The organism is Halomonas sp. EF61 (genome assembly GCF_040147045.1).
GTDB classification, from domain to species: Bacteria; Pseudomonadota; Gammaproteobacteria; order Pseudomonadales; family Halomonadaceae; genus Halomonas; species Halomonas litopenaei.
This window is the reverse complement of the sequence record NZ_JAMSHM010000003.1, coordinates 725,400-744,489: the sequence shown is the minus strand read 5'-3', so window position 1 is coordinate 744,489 and position 19,090 is coordinate 725,400. Positions and strand designations below refer to the sequence as shown.

The following is a 19,090-nucleotide window of genomic DNA, read 5'->3' as shown; positions in this document are numbered from 1 at the left end:
GGCGCCATTTCTGATATTCTATGTCGCTGTTTCACCCCTCGAATCCATTTTGGCGACACGTGATCCCTGGTATGGATCACCACTGCGCACAAGGACAGCTTGCATGCCCATCGTGACACTGCCTGACGGCAGTCAGAGAACCTTCGATTCCCCCCTTAGCGTCATGGAACTGGCCGAGAGCATCGGCCCGGGACTTGCCAAGGCCTGCGTGGCCGGCAAGATCGACGGCGTATTGGTGGACGCCGCGGACCTGATCGAGACGGACGCCGAGGTGGCGATCCTGACCGCACGTGACGAGGAAGGCCTGGAGATCATCCGGCATTCCTGTGCCCACCTGATCGGGCACGCGGTCAAGCAGCTCTATCCCGAGGCCAAGATGGCCATCGGCCCGGTGATCACCGACGGCTTCTATTACGACATCGATTTCGGCCAGTCGATCACCCCGGAGGACCTCGAGACCATCGAGAAGCGCATGAAGCAGCTGATCGATGAAGAGTACGACGTGGTCCGCGAGTACGTCGATCGTGATGCCGCGATGCTGGAATTCCTGCATCGCGATGAGCCCTACAAGCAGGAAATCGTGCGCGGGATTCCCGAAGGCGACACTATTCGCCTCTACCGCCACAAGGAATATACCGACATGTGTCGTGGGCCCCACGTGCCCAACACGCGTCACCTCAAGGCGTTCAAGCTGACCAAGCTGGCCGGTGCCTACTGGCGCGGCAACGCCGACAATGCCATGCTGACCCGCATCTACGGCACCGCCTGGGGCGACAAGAAGCAGCTCAAGGCCTACCTGCACCGCCTCGAGGAGGCCGAGAAGCGCGATCACCGCAAGCTGGCGCGTCGTCTCGACCTCTTCCACATGCAGGAAGAGGCGCCGGGCATGGTGTTCTGGCACCCCAACGGCTGGACCCTGTGGCAGCGCGTCGAGCAGTACATGCGCGGCGTCTACAAGGAGGGCGGCTATCAGGAGATTCGCTGCCCCCAGATCATGGACGTGTCGCTGTGGAAGAAGTCCGGCCATTGGGATAACTACGCCGATGGCATGTTCTTCACCGAGTCCGAGAAGCGTGAGTACGCGCTTAAGCCGATGAACTGCCCGGGCCACGTCCAGGTGTTCAACTCCGGCCTACGCAGCTACCGTGAACTGCCGGTGCGCTTCGGCGAATTCGGCGGCTGTCACCGTAATGAGCCGTCCGGCGCGCTGCACGGCATCATGCGAGTGCGCGCCTTTACCCAGGACGACGGCCACATCTTCTGTACCGAAGAGCAGGTGCAGCCCGAGGTGACGAGCTTCCATCGCCAGGCGCTCAAGGTCTACAGCGACTTTGGCTTCGAGGATATCGCGATCAAGATCGCCCTGCGCCCGGAAAAGCGCATCGGTGACGACGACACCTGGGATCGTGCCGAGAACGCCCTGCGTGGCGCGCTGGAGGCCTGTGGGGTCGAGTGGCAGGAGCTGCCGGGCGAGGGCGCCTTCTATGGTCCCAAGATCGAGTATCACATGAAGGACTGCCTGGGCCGCGAGTGGCAGGTCGGCACCATGCAGGTCGACTTCATGATGCCCACGCGCCTGGGTGCCCAGTACGTGACCGAAGAGGGCGAGCGCAAGCCGCCGGTCATGCTGCACCGTGCCATCGTCGGTTCCATGGAGCGCTTCATCGGCATCCTGATCGAGCACTACGCCGGCGCCATGCCGCTGTGGCTCGCGCCGGAGCAGGCGGTGGTGATGATCATCACCGATGCCCAGAAGGAATACGCCGAAGCCTTGACCTCACGACTGCAAAAAATCGGTCTTCGCGTCAAGTCGGACTTGAGGAACGAGAAGATCGGCTTTAAAATTCGCGAGCATACGTTGCAGAAGGTACCCTATCTCCTGGTGGTCGGAGATAAGGAAGTAGAGGCCGACTCGGTGGCTGTGCGTACGCGCAGCGGCGAAAATCTGGGCACCATGACCGTCGACGCCTTTATTGAACGAGTTCAGGCCGAGCGGTACTAACGGGTAGGCGGCATGGGCCGCCCCCTCGTGTGAGGCTCTAGGCACGCACCTTCCCAGCTCTCGCACCTTCCAAAGCTACAGTGGAGACGGAACCATCAAGAGAAGCAACCCCAGAGGACGCCCCCAGGACAAGCGTCCGCCAATGAACGAGCGCATCACCGAAGATCAGGTCCGCCTGATCGCCAGCGACGGCGAACAGCTTGGCATCGTGGATACCCGCGACGCCCTTGAGCGTGCCGAAGCGGAAGGGATGGACCTCGTACAGATTTCCAATGCCGATCCGATCGTCTGCAAGATCATGGATTACGGCAAGTTCGTCTTCGAGCAGAAGAAGCAGAAGGCTGCTCAGAAGAAGAAGCAGAAGCAAATCCAGGTCAAGGAAGTCAAATTCCGTCCTGGCACCGACGAGGGTGACTATCAGGTCAAGATGAAGAACCTGATTCGATTCCTCGAAGGTGGCGACAAGGGCAAGGTCACCCTGCGTTTCCGCGGGCGTGAAATGGCGCACCAGGACATCGGCCGCAAGCTGATGGAACGGATCGCAGCGGATCTCGAGGAAATCGGGACCGTGGAATCCTTCCCCAAGATGGAAGGGCGCCAGATGATCATGATCATTGCCCCCAAGAAGAAGTGATCCGACGGCCGGTTCAACGATTGGTCAGCCTGTGAAGGCTGGCCATTGGCCCCGGATTTTCTAAAGAAACTCGAGCGGAGTTATTCTCATGCCGAAGATCAAGAGCAACAGCGGCGCTGCCAAGCGCTTCAAGAAGACTGCCAACGGCTTCAAGCACAAGCAGTCCTTCCGTAGTCACATTCTGACCAAGAAGTCCACCAAGCGTAAGCGTCAGCTGCGCGGCATGCAGCAGATCCACGACGCCGACAAGGCACTCGTGCGTCGCATGCTGCCGTACGTATAAACCCTTGGTGAACCCCCTTTAACGTCAGGAGAGTGCTATGACTCGTGTCAAGCGTGGTGTCGTCGCCCGTCGTCGTCACAAGAAGATCATGAAGCAGGCCAAGGGCTACTACGGTGCCCGTTCGCGCGTCTTTCGCGTTGCCAAGCAGGCCGTCATCAAGGCCGGCCAGTACGCGTACCGCGACCGTCGCCAGCGCAAGCGTCAGTTCCGTGCCCTGTGGATCCAGCGTATCAACGCCGGTGCCCGTCAGCACGGTCTGTCCTACAGCCGCTTCGTCGGTGGTCTGAAGAAGGCCGGTATCGAAATCGACCGCAAGGTCCTGGCTGACCTGGCCGTTCACGAGAAGGCAGCCTTTGCTGCCATCGTCGAGAAGGCCAAGGCTGCCCAGTAAGCGCGTTCGAATGATGAGCGAGCTCTCCCCATGGGGAGACGAGCGTTCATGATCGCCCCAGGGGAAGAGCAGCCGCTCTTCCCCTGTTTTTTTGGCGACCCCTTTTTCATCGCGATCTCTCTACTATTGCGCGACCACTCCACCACTGAACGATCAACGATATCGGAGCTCAACGTATGGACCACCTTCCCGACCTGGTTCAACAAGCTCGCGACGCCATCCAGTCAGCCGACTCCATGGCCGCACTCGACGAGATTCGCGTCAAGTACCTGGGCAAGAAGGGCGAACTGACCGCGCTGCTCAAGGGGCTCGGCAAGCTGCCCGCCGAGGAGCGCCCGGCGGCCGGTGAGCGCATCAACCAGGCCAAGCAGGAGCTGGCCAAGGAACTCGATACCCGGCGCGAGGCCCTGGCCAAGGCCGAACTCGACGCCAAGCTTGCCGCAGAGCGCCTGGACGTGACCCTGCCGGGACGTGGACAGCCCACCGGTGGCCTGCATCCGGTGACACGCACCCTGGAGCGTATCGAAGGCCTGTTCCGGCGCATCGGCTACGAGGTGGCGGTGGGGCCAGAGCTCGAAGACGACCACCACAACTTTGAAGCCCTGAACATCCCGGCCCACCATCCGGCGCGAGGCATGGCCGACACCTTCTATTTCGACGCCACCCGGCTGCTGCGCACCCACACCTCGCCGGTCCAGGTGCGCACCATGAAGGCCGAGGAGCCGCCGATCCGCATCGTCTGCCCGGGTCGTGTGTACCGCAGTGACTCGGATCTGACCCATACCCCGATGTTCCATCAGGTCGAGGGCCTGCTGATCGAGGAAGACGTCAGTTTTGCCGACCTCAAGGGCACCATCGAAGACTTTCTGCATGCCTTCTTCGAGCGCGATGACCTGTCGGTACGTTTCCGTCCGTCCTACTTCCCCTTCACCGAGCCCTCCGCCGAGGTCGATATCGCCTGCGTGATGTGCGCCGGTGAAGGTTGCCGTGTGTGCTCCCACACCGGCTGGCTCGAGGTGATGGGCTGCGGCATGGTCCACCCGGAAGTCTTCCGTCACGGCGGCATCGATCCCGAGCGCTATACCGGTTTCGCCTTCGGTATGGGTGCCGAGCGCCTGGCCATGCTGCGCTATGGCGTCAACGATCTGCGCCTGTTCTTTGAAAACGATCTGCGCTTTCTTCGTCAGTTTCACTGAGCGCTGCGGGCCAGAGGGCTCGATAAAGAACATCGAATGCAGGAACAGGACGTCAAGGAGTCCTCATGAAAGTATCCGAACAGTGGCTGCGTGAGTGGGTATCTCCGCAGCTTTCCACCCAGGGGCTTGCCGACCAGATCACCATGGCGGGGCTCGAGGTGGACGCCGTCGAACCCGTGGCGGCGGCCTTCAGCGACGTCGTGGTGGCCAAGGTGGTCGACAAGGCCCCGCACCCTGATGCCGACAAGCTCAACGTCTGTCAGGTCGACGACGGTAGCGGCGAGACCGTGCAGGTGGTGTGTGGCGCGCCCAATGTGGCCGCCGGTCAGCACATCCCCTTCGCCCGCGTTGGCGCGGTGTTGCCGGGTGACTTCAAGATCAAGAAGGCCAAGCTCAGGGGCGTCGAGTCCCGCGGCATGATCTGCTCCGCCTCGGAGCTGGGCCTGGAGGAGGGCACCTCCGAGGGTATCCTGGTGTTGCCCGAGGACGCTCCGGTGGGCACCGCCCTGCGCGATTATCTGGGCCTGGATGACCACACCATCGAGGTTGATCTGACGCCGAACCGCGGCGACTGTCTGAGCGTCCAGGGTCTGGCCCGCGAGGTTGGCGTGCTCAACCGTCTTGGCCTGAACGAGCCGCAGATCTCCGAGGTTGCGGCCAGTCACGACGAAACCTTTCCGGTCCGGGTCGAGGACGCAGAGCGCTGCCCGCGCTATATCGGCCGTCTGATCAAGGGCGTCGATATCCGTCGCCCCACGCCGATGTGGATGGTGGAGCGTCTGCGCCGTAGCGGTGTGCGCGCCATCGATCCGGCGGTGGACGTGACCAACTACGTGATGCTGGAACTGGGTCAGCCGCTGCACGCCTTCGATCGTGCCAACCTCGAGGGTGCCGTGATCGTGCGTCTGGCGCGCCAGGGCGAGGAACTTGTGCTGCTCGATGGCCAGACCGTCAGTCTCGACCCGAGCACCCTGATCATCGCCGACGAGAAGGGGCCGCTGGCCCTGGCCGGCGTGATGGGCGGCGAACACTCCGGTGTCAGCGAGGCCACCCGCGATATTTTCCTGGAAGGCGCCTTCTTCACCCCCTTGGCGGTGGCTGGGCAAGCGCGCTCCTACGGGCTTCACACCGATGCCTCGCATCGTTTCGAGCGCGGCGTCGATCCCGAGCTGACGCGCCGTGCCATCGAGCGCGCCACCGAGCTTCTGATCGCCATCTGCGGCGGCGAAGCCGGGCCGCTCAATGAGCAGGCATCCGACGCTCACCTGCCGGCTCAGCGTGAGGTGACCCTGCGCACCGAGCGGCTGGCCAAGGCGCTGTCCAAGCGCCTGGACGACGCCGAGGTCGGCGAGATCCTCGAGCGCCTGGGCATGGCAGTGGAAAGCATCGACGCTGGCTTCCGGGTCAAGGTGCCGGGCTGGCGTTTCGACGTCACCATCGAGGAAGACCTGATCGAGGAAGTGGCGCGGATTCACGGCTATAACCGTCTGCCGGTGCGTCGCCCAGCCGTGCGTCTGGCTCTCAAGGCAGACCATGAGGCCAGAAGCCCGTTGTCGCGGTTGCGTCGTCAAATGACCGCACGAGGCTACCAGGAAGCGATCACCTACAGTTTCGTCGCCCCGGAGCTGCAGCGTGTGCTGCTGCCTGAAGCGGTGTCGCCGGTGTTGGCCAACCCGATTTCTGCGGATCTGTCGGTGATGCGGGCGAGCCTGTTCCCGGGCCTGGTCAGGGCGCTTGAGCACAATCTCAATCGCCAGCAGACCCGCGTGCGCCTGTTCGAGAGCGGCCTCGTTTTCCGCGGTGAGCTCGATGAACTGGAGCAGGTGCCAATGCTCGGCGCCATCGTCTGCGGCTCGCGCCTTCCCGAAGGCTGGGCCGGCGGTCGCGACAAGGTCGACTTCTTCGATCTCAAGGGTGACCTCGAGAGTCTGTTCGAAGTGACCGGCAGCGCCGACGCCTGGCGTTTCGAGCCGGGCGAGCACCCGTCACTGCATCCCGGGCAGTGCGCGCGCATCCTCCATCGCGGCGAGGAAGCCGGCTGGATCGGCACCCTGCACCCGGCGGTCAAGGCCAAGCTTGGTCTCAAGACCGACGCCGTGCTGTTCGAGGTGCGCCTCGACGCGCTCAGCCAGGGCAGCATCCCTGCCTTTGCGCCGCTGTCACGGTATCCCGAGGTGCGTCGCGACCTGGCCTTTGTGGTGGATGAGGACCAGCCGGTGCAGGCGCTGCTCGACCGCGTGCGTGCCGAAGCCGGTGAATGGCTCACCGAACTGGGGCTTTTCGACGTCTATCAGGGTAAAGGCGTAGCCGAAGGTCGTAAGAGTGTGGCCTTGGGCTTGACCTGGCAGCATCCTTCGCGCACGCTAAATGACGAAGAAATCAATCAGTTGGTCGATGCCATCGTGGCAACGGCTCGGCAGGGACTCGATGCTGAGCTGCGTGCCTGACGCTTTCCCCTGACGGGCGCGGACGGTTGGCGTGACCATCACCATGAGGATAAGAACATGGGAGCGTTGACCAAGGCAGAACTGGCCGAGCATCTGCATACCGAGCTCGGCCTGTCAAAGCGGGAGGCGAAGACCATGGTGGAAGCCTTCTTCGAGGAAATTCGCGCCTGTCTGCGGGAAAACGAGCAGGTCAAGCTGTCGGGATTCGGCAATTTCGACCTGCGCGACAAGCGTGAAAGGCCTGGGCGAAACCCCAAGACGGGAGAAGAGATTCCGATCTCGGCTCGGCGTGTGGTGACCTTCCGGCCCGGGCAGAAATTGAAAAGCCAGGTGGGGCATCCCGAGGAAGCCTAGAGGTTGTGAAGCCTTGGCTTTGCTGGCCTCGCCCGATCGCCAGGCGTCGCTCCACGATGGTGTCGTCTTGCATCGTCTTGAAAGGTCCAGGCCCGTAAAGGCGTCGCCCTGAAGAAGTGTCGTAACCGAAGGTCGTGACGGAAAGTGTCATCGTAAAAAGCGCCGCCCCAAGAGGGCGGCGCTTTTTTTTGTGGCGGGGCTGTAGTGGAGCCTTGCAACAGAGCCTTTGCGGCCGTTGCTGATATCAAGGTCACCGGCGTACCGGGCGTCAGCCTTCCTCGGTACTCTGGCGATCGAGATTCGTCTGTCGGGCTTCTTCCTCCCTTTCCTGAGCCTCCTGGGCCAGTGTCTTGCGCGGCAACAGCAGGTTCAACAGGAAGGCGCTGATCGCGGCGATCACGATGGGTGCGCCTGTGACCACGTCCTTGACCGTTTCCGGGAACTGTTCGATCGCCGACGGCACCGAGGTGATGCCCAGGCTCAGGGCCAGCGACAGCCCGACGATGGTCATGTTGCGGGCGGTCATCTCGTCCTTGATCAACAGCTGGATGCCGGTCACCGTGATCATCCCGAACACGGTGATGGTGGCGCCACCGATGACCGGATAGGGGATGGTCGTCATCAGCGCGCCAAACTTGGGGCTGAGCCCGGCCAGCAGCACGATGACACCCGCCAGCATGAAGACGCTTCGACTGATGACCTTGGTGATCGCCACGATACCGACGTTCTGGCTGTAGGTGGAGGTCGGCAGGGCACCGAAGAAGGTGCTCAAGGTGGTCGTCAGGCCATTGCCGAGCAGGCCGCCGGTGAGTTCCTTTGTCGCCAGTTCCCGGTTCATCCCCGCCACGCTGGTCGCGGAGAGATCGCCAATCGTCTGGACCGAATTGATCACGCAGATCACCACCATGGAAATGATGGCCGCGGAGTGAAACTCCATCTCGAACGGCATCAGCTCCGGCACCGCCAGCCATGGGGCGTTGTTCACCGGGGAAAAGTCGATCATGCCCAGCGGTATGGCGACCAGATAGCCCACCAGCATGCCGATGATGATGGCCGACAGCTTGACCACGCCGCGCCCGAACTGGGACGCCACCAGGACGGTGACCAGCGTCAGAACGCCCAGGCCCCAGTTGACGAGGTCACCGAAGCCTTCGGCGTTGACGTTGCCACTGCCAGCCATGTAGCGGATGGCGATGTCATAGAGCGACAGTCCGATCACCAGCACCACGGTGCCCGCCACCACCGGGGGAAAGAGGTGGCGGATGAACTGGATGAAGTAGCCCACCACCATCATGGTGATGCCACCGATCAATTGGGCGCCCAGGATGCCCTCGATGCCGTACTGGGCGCCGACGGCGATCAGCGTTGGCACATAGGCGAAGCCGACACCGAAGATGGCCGGCAGGCGGGCGCCGAACTTCCAGACGCCGTAGAGGTGGAAGAGGGTGCAGACGCCGGAGGCAAGCACCGCTACCTGAATCAGCTGGAGCTTTTCCTCCGGGGTGGCGCCGACCACGCCGGCGACGATAAGCGGCGGCGTGATGACACCGGCGATCATCGCCAGCACGTGTTGAAGCGAGATGGGCAGCGCCCGGGCTATGCCGGGCCGGCCGTGGAAGTCGAACAGTGTCGTGGGGGGTGTCTGCATGATCCTAGCCATTGTGGTTGTTGTCAGGGCGTCTGTAGTCACTGAATACACTATGCAGCGCTAGTGTATCCAATGTAGGACGACAAACTGTATACAACAATGGTTCGATACCTGATATCGGCGGTACGAACAGAACGGCAGAATCGGTAAGACAACGACGCCATGGACATTGGCGATGTCGACCTGGAGGCCGAGGCTCTGGTGGAAGAGTCGACGAGTGCAAGTGTCTCCAGGAGCGGTGCTAGACCCCCTTGCCTTCCAGATACCAGGTAATGACGACCTTTGCCACGTAGCCCAGCATGCCGGCGCCAAGCACGATGAACAGCATCAGGGTGCCGAAGCGGCCAGCCTTGGACTGCTTCGCCAGGTCCCAGATGATAAAGCACATGAACAGGATCAGGCCGCCGATCATGATGGGGGTGATCCAAGCCTCGAAGGTCTCGCGCATGGGGCTCTCGCTTGTGTGGTGGCGGTGGGCGGGGGAGTGTGAACTGGCCTGCCATGGTATCCGGTCCAGACACGGCTTGCAGCGCCCGAGGGATGCGCAGGCGCCAGCCTACGTGCTAGAATCCGACCAAAATTTTCAGGTAATTCCATCACATGCCTACTCTCAAGATACTGGTTGGCACCATGTACGGTGGTGCTCTCGACGTAGCCGAACAGGTCAAGCCGTTATTCGAGGACGCGGGCTACGAGGTTTCGGTGCTCGAAAACCCGACCCTGGCCGACGTCACCGACGACGCACCCGATCTGGCGCTGTTCTGCGTGTCCACCACCGGCAGCGGTGACTTCCCGGGTAATTTCGTCAGCTTCGTGCGTGAGTTGCAGGACAAGAGCCCCGGCCTTAGGCAGCTTCGCTATGGCCTGATCGCCCTGGGCGACAGCTCCTACGGAGAAACCTTCTGCGGCGCCGGGCGCCGCCTGGACCAGCTGCTAGAGGAACAGGGCGCAACACGCCTCGACGACCGACTCGAGATCGACGCCATGGAGACCTTCATGGCCGATGACGAGGCGCTGCCCTGGGTCGAGGGCTGGATTGCCCGTCAGAACCTGAAGGTGGCCTGATGGCCAGGGCGATCGCGAGCCCAGCTCGCCTGAGCCTGATGGTCGGCCTGATGCTGGTGCTGGCGCTGACCCTGCCGCGCTACCAGATGGCCGGTCTCGATACTCGCGAGACGCTGGGCTATATCGTGCTCGGTGTACTGGCCCTGGCCAGCCTGTTTCAGTGGCGGTTGCTCGATGGCGCAGGACGCTCGCGCTTTCTACGCATGCTGTTCACCCTGTTGGGCTGCATGGTCGTGGGCCTGGTGGTAATGGCGATCTACAGCACCCTGGTCGATGGTATGGCGCTTGGTCTGGCGGTGCTTTCGCAGGGTGCGACCGCAGGACTGTTGCTGCACGCCGTGGTGCTGGTGTTCTCGAAGCGGGATTGAGCCTTACGGCGGAGCTCTGGTGACGGCGGTCTTGTTGGCGCCGATGCGCTCTGCACGTTCAGTAAGAAAACACATCGCCCCGAGCCTTGCGGCTCGGGGCGATGTGTTTTTATGGTGCTGCGGATACGGATGAGGGCGATCAGGCGACAGCGCCGCCCAGGGTATAGCAGGGGACATAGTCACCCGCGAGTTTCATGCGACCCTGGGCGACGAAGGACGTCAGCAGGGCGTCGAGCTTCTCCATCAGGTCGGCCTCGGCGTGCAGGCGGAAGGGGCCGTGGGCCTCGATGGCGCGAATGCCCTGTTCCTTGACATTGCCGGCGACGATGCCGGAGAAGGCGCGGCGCAGATTGGCGGCCAGTTCGTGCTTGGGCAGTTCACGGTTCAGCGCCAGCGACGCCATGGCTTCGTGGGTCGGCACGAAGGGCTCCTGGAAGTTACGCGCGATGGTCAGGCGCCAGTTGTAGTAGAAGGCGTCCTGGCGGGCGCGACGATACTCGGTGACCTTGTCGATGTTGGCGCGCATGGTGCGGGCCACCTCGGTCGGGTCATCGATGATGATCTGATAGAGCTCGCGCACCGACTCGCCGAGGGTGTAGACCAGGAATTCGTCGATTCGCTGGAAGTACTCGGCGGCGCTGGCGGGGCCGGTGAACACCACCGGAAACTCCATGTCGGCGTTGTCCGGGTGCAGCAGGATGCCGAGCAGGTAGAGGATTTCCTCGGCGGTGCCGACCCCGCCGGGGAAGACGATGATACCGTGGCCCAGGCGCACGAAGGCTTCCAGGCGCTTCTCGATATCCGGCATTACCACCAGTTCGTTGACGATGGGATTCGGTGCCTCGGCGGCGATGATGCCGGGCTCCGACACCCCCAGGTAACGGCCGGGGTAGCGGCGCTGCTTGGCGTGGGCGACGTTGGCGCCTTTCATCGGTCCCTTCATGGCGCCGGGGCCGCAGCCGGTGCAGATGTCGAGGTCGCGAAGCCCCAGGTGGTAGCCCACGTCCTTGGTGTACTCGTACTCCTCACGGGAGATCGAGTGGCCACCCCAGCACACCACGAGGCTGGGATCCCGGCTAGGCTTGAGCGTGCCGGCCTTGCGCAGGATGTGGAACACCGCGTTGGTGGTGCCCTCGCCGGTGGCCAGGTCGAAGCGCGACTGGTTCTGGATCTCGTTGTAGACGTAGACGATGTCGCGCAGCACGCTGGAGATATGTTCGCGGATGCCGCGAATCATGCGGCCGTCGACGAAGGCCTCGGCGGGGGCATCGGTCAGCTTCAGACGTACCCCGCGGTCCTGCTGCAATAGCTCGATATCGAAGTTGGGGTAGGTCTCCAGCAGGGCCAGGCCGTCATCCATGGGGTTGCCGGAATTGAGCACCGCCAGCGTACAGCGGCGCAGCATCTCGTGCAGGCCGGTCTGGGAGCTGTCGCGCAGACGATTGACCTCGTGCTGGGACAGAATCTCGAGGCTGCCCTCGGGGGAGATCGTGGTGGAAATGGTCTCGGGCATAAAAGGCTTCCTTGTCTGGGCGGGTGTCAGGGCGCAGGGGCCTTGGCACACGCCTGATTGAAGAGGGCGCGCACGGCGCTCTGATCCGCGTCGCTCATGCCGTCCTGGGCAAAGGCGCCGTCCAGCCATTCATGGAAGACGGCGTCGAAATCGTCACTGGTGACTTCGCTCGGGTCGTAGTCCAGCTGGTCCACCACCAGGGGGATCTGGGGAATCAGATAGCCCAGCGGAAACAGCTCCTCGGCGCTGGCGTCACGCTCCATGTCGATCAGGGCATCATGGATGGCGTCGGCACGGGCGGCGATGGGGTCATGCATGGTGGTGAACTCTTGGTCGAAGGTGGTGTGAAATGAACGCTCGATCATGGCTCGATGCTACCACGGCCGGGCGTCAGGGCGCACCGCTGCGGGCTTCGTGCTGAAGTGGTAGACTATGCCGACCCAAGGAAAGGGCCTCGTTCACCGCGTGGGCATTTCCTCAATTGGCCTTGGTTTGCAGCAGCCATGACCTGGCTTGTCGCTGGCCTGCAATCCGGACGGATCACCCTGGCGTCACTCCATGTTCAATGCCCTGTACTTCCGCACCTTCATCACCCTGGTAGAGACCGGCAGCTTCACCCGTACCGCTCAGCGTCTCGAGATGACCCAGCCGGGGGTGAGCCAGCACGTGCGCAAGCTAGAGCGTTATCTGGACAAGACGCTGCTGGAGCGCCAGGGGCGCCGCTTCCGCCTGACCGAGGCCGGCCGCCGCGCTTACGACTACGCGGTAAAGCTGTTTTCCGAGCATGAACAATTTCGTCATTCTCTCGACGACGAGAGTCTCGACAGCGGCGAGTGTCGGCTGGCGTCACCCGGCAGCATCGGGCTGATGCTCTATCCGTTTATCCTGGGCCAGCAGCAGCGGCATCCAGGACTGACCGTATCCTATTGCTTCGCCTTTCATCAGGAGATCCTGGCCGATGTGCTGGCCGGTCGGCACGATCTCGGCATCGTCACCGAGGTCACCCGTCACCCGGATCTCGAGTGTGAGGCGTGGCACGACGAACCCTTGAGCCTGGTAGTGCCGGCGGACTTTACCGGCACCAGCCTCAATGACCTGCTGGGGCTCGGCTTCATCAGCTATACCGATGGTCTGGACAAGGCCGGTAGCCTGCTGCGAGCCAATTTTCCCGACGACTTCAGCTCCATGAGCCACTTCCCGCGACAGGGCTTCACCAACGAGGTGGGCATGGTGCTCGACGCAGTGGCCCGTGGCCTTGGCTTCAGCGTGGTCTCGCGCCTGGTGCTCGAGACCTCGCCCTGGCAACGTCAGGTGCGCGAGATGACCCTGACCCACCCCATAGACGAGACGCTCTACCTCGTCAGCCGACGCGGGGCGCGGGTCCCCAGTCGCTACCACCACCTGCTCGAGGCCTTTCGCGAGCAGCGCCATCTGGAGCGCTTCGGCCACCCCGAGGGGCGCCAGGCCGAGGGCTGAGGTGTCAGTCCTTCCTCCTTGTATCAACCGCCAGTTTTCCGTCAGTGCCCTGTGACGCAAGCGCCGGGGCGCTGAGCGCCAAGCCTTTTCTCTTGTGACCTTTCAGTCTGGCAGTGCCGTGATCCGCGCCGGGCAAGTTGCCCGCCGACGCCCGACAGGCGTCTGACGTGCACTAGCTCGCCGCGTTCCGATCCGGATGCCGACAACAACAAGAGGAAATCACCATGGCTAGTCCCCCCATCACTGAACACCGCCCAAGCGAGGCGCAGGAAGACGCTGACCGGATGTCCCGCTCAAGCCTGATGATGGCCTGGTGGGCTGTGCTCAGCGCCATCTTCTATCTGGTCGTGGCGGCGGCCATGGCCAGAAGCTATGGCACCGCCAATGCGCTGATCGGGATCGTCATGAGCATCCTGGTGTACAGCGCCATCAACGCGGTACTGAGCCGTTTCGCCCAGCGTACCGGTCTCACCGTTGCCGAGTTTTCCCGTACCCTTTTCGGTCGCCTGGGAGCCCTGGTGGCGACCCTGATCTTCTTTGCCACGGCGCTGTACTACGCCGTCTTCGAAGGCTACGTGATGGCCCTGGCGCTGAGCCACCAGAGTGGCTGGCCGATGGCGCTGACCACCCTGGTCGTGGTGATCGTCGGCATCGCCCTGATCGGCGCCGGCGTCCAGCGCTTCCTGGACCGTTTCAACGCCTGGCTGTTGCCGGTCTATCTGCTGGGCATGCTGGCGGCAGTGTGGCTGGCCATTGATGGATACGGCTATCCCGAGGGCTGGCTGACCCGGGTGCCTGAAGGTGGCGCCCCGGCCTTCGGCTGGTGGCACACCTTCACCTACTACATGGGTATCTGGGTGCTGATGATGTTCACCTTCGACTACGCCCGTTTCGGCAAGGACCGCGATCGTCGCTTCCACGCTCGCATCACCTTCGGCCTGCCGTTCTACGCGCTGGCCTTCGGCTTCAGCGCCGTGGTGGGCATCCTGCTGGACGCCACCCTGCCCACGGCAGGGCTCTCCGAGGCGGCCATCGTCATGGGCCTGCTGGAGCTGATGGGGCTGGCGGGTCTTGTGCTGGTGTGGGTGACCCAGAGCCGCATCAATACCGCCAACTACTTCCTCGCTACCTCCAACCTCGCCAGCCTGCTGGGACAATGGCGCGCGGGCAAGGCGTGCTATGGACTGGCCATGGCACTGGTGGCGGCCCTGGCCTGGGCGCTGATGTCGGCCGATGTGTTCGGCTATCTGCTGACCGCCTTGGCCTATCAAGGCATCTTTGTGGTCGCCTGGGTCGGAGTTGCGCTGAGTCATATCCTGTCCCGCGCCGCTCGTGACACTGCACCTGCCAGTGTCGAGGAAGACGAGCCGGTCTACCGGTTGGCGGGGCTCGGCGCCTGGGCTGGCGCCTGCCTGGCCGGGGTGGTGCTGATGCACCAGCCGACCCTCGCCAGCTTCTCGGCTCCGGCCACCTTCCTGCTGGCCTTCACCCTGTCACGCTTGCTGCCAGGCGGTTCCATCGACGTCGCTGGATTGTCGCCGTCCCGGGATTGACCTGCACAAGGGCCCCCGGTGCCCAGGCGACGAAGGTCCGCGCTCGGAGTTTCCCTCCGCAGGCGCGGACCCTGTGCATTTGCCGCCAGCCCACCCTCCAGTGCACTCAGCGTCAACTCCTGTCTCCTTCAACGCCAATCCCTGCATGGCCGTCGGCGAGAAGATGACGATGAGGAGCGGCACACCGCTTCGACTCCAACAACCACAAGAGCGCGGAGTGACCATGACAACTGTGGATCCCATTACCCTGGCGGTCGTCCGGGGAGCGCTGGAGACGGCGCAGCGCGAGATGACCCTGACGCTGGAAAAGACCGGACGATCCAGCGTCTTCAATCTGGCCCATGACTATTCCAACGCCCTGTTCGATGCCGTACCCGAAATGATCCTGCAGGGCCAGGACATCCCGATACATCTGGGTTCGTTGATTCCCGCCATGAAGGCGGTGGCCGGCTTCTACGGCGAGGACATCGCGCCCGGAGACGTCGTCTACCACAACGACCCGGCCTACAAGGGCAGTCATATCATCGACTGCTGCATGTACAAGCCGGTGTTCTTCGAGGGTGAGCTGGTGTTCTGGACGGTGTGCAAGGGCCACCTGACGGATATCGGCGGCCCGGTCCCGGCGGGCTACAACCCCGACGCCAAGGAGATCTACGCCGAGGGTCTGAGGATTCCCCCGGTCAAGCTGTGGGAGAAGGGGCGCCGTCGCGAAGACGTGATCAACCTGCTGTTGACCAACATGCGTGCCCGTGAGCATCAGGAAGGAGATCTCAATGCCCAATACGGTGCCTGCGGCGTCGGCGAGCGTCACCTGCTGCGACTGCTCGAGCGCTACGGTGTGGACACCGTCAAGGCGGCGATAGCAGAGCTCAAGGCGATGGCGGACCGCCAGATGCGCAGTTTGATCGCCGAGGTGGCCGACGGCGAGTACAGCGGCACCGCCGTGCTGGAGGATTCCGGCCATGGGCTTGGCGATCTCGAGATCACCGCCCATGTGAAGATTGAGGGTGACGAAGTGGCCATTCGTATCGACAGCCCCCCTCAGGTGCCTTACTTCATCAATTCCTACGAGGGCAACTCGATGTCCGGCGTGCTGCTGGGGCTGATGATGTTTGCCCAGCTGCCGCCACCCTACAACGAGGGGCTCTATCGTTGCCTGAGCGTCGATATGGGCCCGCCCGGCACCCTGTGCAACGCCAGCGAGCCGGCACCCCACGCCAACTGCACCACCACGCCCATGGAGACCTTGACCGATGCGGTACGCCTGGCCTTCGAGCAGGCGGCGCCCGAGCGGGTCAGCGCGTCCTGGGGGCACGCCAGCGGCATCAATATCGCCGGTTTCGACCCACGTCATGGCAACGAGCAGTACGTGACCATGGTGCTGGCGTCGATCATCTCCGGCGCCGGTGCCACCCGGACCATGGACGGCTGGCACTCACGGGGCCCGCTGTGTTGCTTCGGTGCGCTGATGTCCGGTGACATCGAGCTGCTCGAGACCTCCTATCCGATCCTGATTCATCGCTATGGTCTGGTGACCGACAGTTGCGGCGCGGGAGAGCGGCGCGGCGGTTCCGGGACCTGGCTGGAAATCGAGCCGCTGGACCACGCCATGACGGCGGTGGCCTTCGGCGAGGGACGACAGTACGCCACTGCTGGCGCAGGCGGTGCGCGCAATGCCCTGGTCGAGCCCAAGCTCGGGCGGCTGGTGCATCGGCACGGAGACGGCAGCGAGACGGTCTATGACCGCAATGCGCTGTTGACCATCGAACCCGGCGAGCGGGTCATCAACGTCAATCCTGGTGGCGGTGGCTTCGGTGATCCCTGGACACGACCGCCGCAGGAGGTTGCCGGCGACGTCCGCGATGGTCTGGTGTCCCGTGAGGGCGCCCGTCAGGACTACGGGGTAGTGGTCGATGACCAGCTGCGCCTGGATGAGTCCGCCACCCGTCAACTGCGCCAGACACGCTAGGAGATTCCCATGACCGCAATCTATCGACTCGGTATCGACGCCGGCGGCACCTTTACCGACTTCATCCTGGCAGAGCGGGGCAAGGGCGTCAGCCTGTTCAAGAGCCCCTCCACCCCTGAGGATGGCACCCAGGCGATCCGCGCAGGCCTTGCCCAGATCGCCGATGCGCTGGGGCGTCCCGCCAGTGAGGTGGTGGCCAATGCCGATCTCTGCATCAACGGCACCACGGTGGCGCTCAACGCCCTGATCGAGCGTCAGGGCGCCAAGGTTGGCCTGCTGTGCACCGAGGGCCATGAAGACAGCCTGGAGATCCGCCTCGGTCACAAGGAAGACGGCTATCGCTATGATCCTGAGTATCCCCCGGCGCATATGCTGGTGCCGCGCTATCTTCGCCGGCCGATCGGCGGTCGCATGCTGGCCGACGGCAGCGAGCGTCAGCCGCTGGACGAGGAGGCGATTCGTGACGCCGTGGCGCTGTTCAAGCGTGAAGGGGTGGACGCGGTGGCGATCTCGTTTCTGTGGTCGGTGGCCAACACCGACCACGAGCAGCGCGCCCTGGCCATCGTGCGAGAGCTGATGCCTGACACCTTCGTCTGCTGCGGCAGTGAGGTCTATCCCCAGGTGCGCGAATACACCCGCACCTCGACCACCGTGGTCAACGCCTATCTGAGCCCGGTGATGCAGCGCTATGTCTCGCGCATCGACGCCCTGTTCGAGGAACTGGGCGCTCGCCAGCCGGTACAGTACTTCCAGTCCAACGGCGGGCTGGCGCTGGGTAAGGTGATGCGCGAGAAGGCCGTGGCGGCGATCAACTCGGGCCCGGCCTCGGCGCCCCAGGCCGGGCTTTACATGGCCGGGCCGCTCGGTGTCGACAACGTCATCACCGTGGACATGGGCGGCACCTCCTTCGACATCACCCTGACTCGGGGTGGCCAGACCAACTACAGCAAGGATGTGGACTTCCTGCGCCAGCGCATCGGGGTGCCGATGATCCAGGTCGAGACCCTGGGGGCCGGCGGTGGCTCCATCGCCCACCTCAACGAACAGGGCATGCTGCAGGTGGGGCCGCGCAGCGCCGGCGCCTCGCCGGGGCCGGTGTGCTACGGCAAGGGCGGGCGCGAACCCACCGTCACCGACGCCAACCTGGTGCTTGGGTACCTCGATCCCGAAGCGGTGCTCGGCGGTACCGTGCGTCTCGACCGCGAAGCGGCGGTGGCGGCGATCCGCGAAAGGATCGCCGAGCCACTGGGCATCAGCGTCGAGCGTGCGGCCTTCGGCATCTGCACCCTGGTCAACCTGAACATGGTCAATGGCATTCGCCGGGTATCGGTGGAGCAGGGTTACGATCCCCGCGACTTCACCCTGATCGGCGCCGGTGGCGCGGCCGGCATGCATCTGGTGCGCCTGGCCGAGGAGATCGGCGTGCGCCAGGTGCTGGTGCCCAAGGTGGCCTCAGGACTCTGCGCCTTCGGCCAGATCATCTCCAATGTCCAGCATGAGCGGCTGACCTCGCTGGTGCTGCCACTGGATGACGACCCGGAGCACCGCGCGCGGGTCAACCGGCGCCTTGCCGAGTTGCGCGATGAAGGCGTCGCTGAGCTCAGGCGTGATGGCTTCGAGGATAACGCCATTGTCTGCCGTTATCGCTTCGAGATCCGCTATCGGGGCCAGATCCACGAGTGTACGGTCGAGAGCGAGCGCGGAGAATTCGATGAGGCCGGCTGGCGCGCGCTGCGCGACGCCTTCCACGCTCGCCATGAGGCGCTCTATTCCTACTGCGAGCCGGACAGCGAGGTGGAGCTGGTCAACCTGGAGTGCTCGGTGATCGGTGAGGTGGAACCGCCGACCATGCCGACCCTGGAGGCCCGAGGGGGCGAGCTTGAGGCGGCGCTGCTGGGTCGCCGTGATATGCTGTTCGACGGTGAAGGCGAACCCGTGCCCACGCCGGTCTACGACGGCGAGGCACTGGACCCCCGGCATGAGGTGACAGGGCCAGCGGTCATCCAGGAGGCCACCACCAATATCGTGCTGCCACCCGGTTGGAAGGCGACCCTGTCGAGCACTGCAAGCTATGTGCTCAGCCCGATCGACGGCTGAGGCGACGGTTTCCCGGGGTCGGCAGGATCGATCTCGGGTTCTGCGCCACAAGACAGCCACACCAGACCGCAACAACAATAACGAGAGGCACGAG

At 63.6% G+C, this 19,090-nt stretch carries 17 protein-coding genes; 13 read left to right on the top strand and 4 right to left on the bottom strand.

The window, feature by feature from the left end:
• The first annotated feature begins 103 nt into the window (after positions 1–103).
• The 7 genes from thrS (at position 104) to ihfA (ending at position 7,307) form a co-directional block, all read left to right on the top strand.
• On the top strand, positions 104–2,002 hold the full coding sequence (gene thrS, locus NFI08_RS18115) for a threonine--tRNA ligase (RefSeq protein ID WP_045991497.1): 1,899 nt from the start codon (positions 104–106) through the stop codon (positions 2,000–2,002).
• Positions 2,003–2,096: 94 nt separating this feature from the next.
• Entirely contained in the window at positions 2,097–2,636 is a 540-nt protein-coding gene (gene infC / locus NFI08_RS18110; RefSeq protein WP_083970214.1) for a translation initiation factor IF-3, read from the top strand.
• Between the two features lie 88 nt (positions 2,637–2,724).
• Positions 2,725–2,919: a 50S ribosomal protein L35 gene (rpmI, locus tag NFI08_RS18105; protein WP_045991495.1), complete on the top strand. Its 195-nt coding sequence runs from the start codon at positions 2,725–2,727 to the stop codon at positions 2,917–2,919.
• A gap of 37 nt (positions 2,920–2,956) precedes the next feature.
• Complete coding sequence (gene rplT / locus NFI08_RS18100; protein ID WP_045991494.1) at positions 2,957–3,310, top strand: 50S ribosomal protein L20; 354 nt, start codon at positions 2,957–2,959, stop codon at positions 3,308–3,310.
• A gap of 176 nt (positions 3,311–3,486) precedes the next feature.
• Positions 3,487–4,506: a phenylalanine--tRNA ligase subunit alpha gene (gene pheS / locus NFI08_RS18095; RefSeq protein ID WP_045991493.1), complete on the top strand. Its 1,020-nt coding sequence runs from the start codon at positions 3,487–3,489 to the stop codon at positions 4,504–4,506.
• A 65-nt stretch (positions 4,507–4,571) separates the two neighbouring features.
• Entirely contained in the window at positions 4,572–6,953 is a 2,382-nt protein-coding gene (gene pheT / locus NFI08_RS18090) for a phenylalanine--tRNA ligase subunit beta (protein ID WP_349591166.1), read from the top strand.
• A 57-nt stretch (positions 6,954–7,010) separates the two neighbouring features.
• Positions 7,011–7,307: an integration host factor subunit alpha gene (gene ihfA / locus NFI08_RS18085; protein WP_045991491.1), complete on the top strand. Its 297-nt coding sequence runs from the start codon at positions 7,011–7,013 to the stop codon at positions 7,305–7,307.
• A gap of 268 nt (positions 7,308–7,575) precedes the next feature.
• Here ihfA and NFI08_RS18080 read toward each other — a convergent pair whose 3' ends face one another.
• Both NFI08_RS18080 and NFI08_RS18075 read right to left on the bottom strand, forming a co-directional pair.
• Complete coding sequence (locus NFI08_RS18080; protein WP_349591165.1) at positions 7,576–8,955, bottom strand: uracil-xanthine permease family protein; 1,380 nt, start codon at positions 8,953–8,955, stop codon at positions 7,576–7,578.
• Between the two features lie 241 nt (positions 8,956–9,196).
• On the bottom strand, positions 9,197–9,403 hold the full coding sequence (locus NFI08_RS18075) for a DUF2788 domain-containing protein (RefSeq protein ID WP_045991489.1): 207 nt from the start codon (positions 9,401–9,403) through the stop codon (positions 9,197–9,199).
• A gap of 152 nt (positions 9,404–9,555) precedes the next feature.
• Here NFI08_RS18075 and NFI08_RS18070 point away from each other — a divergent pair, with 152 nt between their 5' ends.
• Entirely contained in the window at positions 9,556–10,020 is a 465-nt protein-coding gene (locus tag NFI08_RS18070; RefSeq protein ID WP_108447896.1) for a flavodoxin domain-containing protein, read from the top strand.
• Positions 10,020–10,388, top strand: a complete 369-nt coding sequence (locus NFI08_RS18065) for a hypothetical protein (protein ID WP_045991487.1) — start codon at positions 10,020–10,022, stop codon at positions 10,386–10,388. Before NFI08_RS18070 ends, NFI08_RS18065 begins: the two co-directional genes overlap by 1 nt.
• A 139-nt stretch (positions 10,389–10,527) precedes the next feature.
• On the opposite strand, the gene ppnN is transcribed toward NFI08_RS18065, so the two are convergent.
• Together ppnN and NFI08_RS18055 are read right to left on the bottom strand one after the other, a co-directional pair.
• Positions 10,528–11,901: a nucleotide 5'-monophosphate nucleosidase PpnN gene (gene ppnN / locus NFI08_RS18060; protein WP_108447897.1), complete on the bottom strand. Its 1,374-nt coding sequence runs from the start codon at positions 11,899–11,901 to the stop codon at positions 10,528–10,530.
• A gap of 26 nt (positions 11,902–11,927) precedes the next feature.
• Positions 11,928–12,266, bottom strand: a complete 339-nt coding sequence (locus NFI08_RS18055; RefSeq protein WP_108447898.1) for a YfcL family protein — start codon at positions 12,264–12,266, stop codon at positions 11,928–11,930.
• A gap of 193 nt (positions 12,267–12,459) precedes the next feature.
• Here NFI08_RS18055 and NFI08_RS18050 point away from each other — a divergent pair, with 193 nt between their 5' ends.
• From NFI08_RS18050 to capA, 4 genes are all read left to right on the top strand, one after another.
• Complete coding sequence (locus NFI08_RS18050) at positions 12,460–13,377, top strand: LysR family transcriptional regulator (RefSeq protein ID WP_108447994.1); 918 nt, start codon at positions 12,460–12,462, stop codon at positions 13,375–13,377.
• 224 nt (positions 13,378–13,601) lie between these two features.
• The gene (locus NFI08_RS18045) at positions 13,602–14,930 is read left to right on the top strand and encodes a purine-cytosine permease family protein (protein ID WP_349591164.1); all 1,329 of its coding nucleotides are present in this window, start codon (positions 13,602–13,604) and stop codon (positions 14,928–14,930) included.
• 223 nt (positions 14,931–15,153) lie between these two features.
• On the top strand, positions 15,154–16,899 hold the full coding sequence (capB, locus tag NFI08_RS18040; protein WP_349591163.1) for a caprolactamase subunit beta: 1,746 nt from the start codon (positions 15,154–15,156) through the stop codon (positions 16,897–16,899).
• Positions 16,900–16,908: 9 nt separating this feature from the next.
• The gene (gene capA, locus NFI08_RS18035) at positions 16,909–18,996 is read left to right on the top strand and encodes a caprolactamase subunit alpha (protein ID WP_349591161.1); all 2,088 of its coding nucleotides are present in this window, start codon (positions 16,909–16,911) and stop codon (positions 18,994–18,996) included.
• Positions 18,997–19,090 lie beyond the last annotated feature (94 nt).

Bases quoted from the DNA above. Each gene is read 5' to 3' on its own strand.
- ppnN (WP_108447897.1), bottom strand. From the start codon at position 11,901: ATGCCCGAGACCATTTCCACCACGATCTCCCCCGAGGGCAGCCTCGAG.
- pheS (WP_045991493.1), top strand. From the start codon at position 3,487: ATGGACCACCTTCCCGACCTGGTTCAACAAGCTCGCGACGCCATCCAG.
- NFI08_RS18080 (WP_349591165.1), bottom strand. From the start codon at position 8,955: ATGCAGACACCCCCCACGACACTGTTCGACTTCCACGGCCGGCCCGGC.
- pheT (WP_349591166.1), top strand. From the start codon at position 4,572: ATGAAAGTATCCGAACAGTGGCTGCGTGAGTGGGTATCTCCGCAGCTT.
- NFI08_RS18055 (WP_108447898.1), bottom strand. From the start codon at position 12,266: ATGATCGAGCGTTCATTTCACACCACCTTCGACCAAGAGTTCACCACC.
- NFI08_RS18075 (WP_045991489.1), bottom strand. From the start codon at position 9,403: ATGCGCGAGACCTTCGAGGCTTGGATCACCCCCATCATGATCGGCGGC.
- NFI08_RS18050 (WP_108447994.1), top strand. From the start codon at position 12,460: ATGTTCAATGCCCTGTACTTCCGCACCTTCATCACCCTGGTAGAGACC.
- rpmI (WP_045991495.1), top strand. From the start codon at position 2,725: ATGCCGAAGATCAAGAGCAACAGCGGCGCTGCCAAGCGCTTCAAGAAG.
- capA (WP_349591161.1), top strand. From the start codon at position 16,909: ATGACCGCAATCTATCGACTCGGTATCGACGCCGGCGGCACCTTTACC.
- thrS (WP_045991497.1), top strand. From the start codon at position 104: ATGCCCATCGTGACACTGCCTGACGGCAGTCAGAGAACCTTCGATTCC.
- rplT (WP_045991494.1), top strand. From the start codon at position 2,957: ATGACTCGTGTCAAGCGTGGTGTCGTCGCCCGTCGTCGTCACAAGAAG.
- capB (WP_349591163.1), top strand. From the start codon at position 15,154: ATGACAACTGTGGATCCCATTACCCTGGCGGTCGTCCGGGGAGCGCTG.
- ihfA (WP_045991491.1), top strand. From the start codon at position 7,011: ATGGGAGCGTTGACCAAGGCAGAACTGGCCGAGCATCTGCATACCGAG.
- NFI08_RS18045 (WP_349591164.1), top strand. From the start codon at position 13,602: ATGGCTAGTCCCCCCATCACTGAACACCGCCCAAGCGAGGCGCAGGAA.
- NFI08_RS18070 (WP_108447896.1), top strand. From the start codon at position 9,556: ATGCCTACTCTCAAGATACTGGTTGGCACCATGTACGGTGGTGCTCTC.
- NFI08_RS18065 (WP_045991487.1), top strand. From the start codon at position 10,020: ATGGCCAGGGCGATCGCGAGCCCAGCTCGCCTGAGCCTGATGGTCGGC.